Below are 210 nucleotides of genomic sequence, written 5' to 3' on the forward strand. Positions count from 1 at the left end.
TATTGAGGCTGATTTACCTCTTGTCGCATTTGTTGTTCTAACTGTGCATGACGTTGTTGACGATATTGATCAAATGATTGTTGACTATTAGGATTGTTAGGGTTGTTGTTATTATAATTCCCGTTATTGTTACCCTGTTGCCAAGTCGCATACTCCTGATCTAAACGTTGATCCAAATTATTATGAGCATCTCGAATCATTTGGGCTTTT

At 36.7% G+C, this 210-nt stretch carries 1 protein-coding gene; it reads right to left on the minus strand.

What is annotated here, in order from left to right:
- The coding region (locus tag PL11201_RS26655) for a hypothetical protein (protein WP_369821854.1) at window positions 1–210 on the minus strand (210 nt) is incomplete at both ends.

This window comes from Planktothrix sp. PCC 11201 (genome assembly GCF_900009135.1).
Taxonomy (GTDB): domain Bacteria; phylum Cyanobacteriota; class Cyanobacteriia; order Cyanobacteriales; family Microcoleaceae; genus Planktothrix.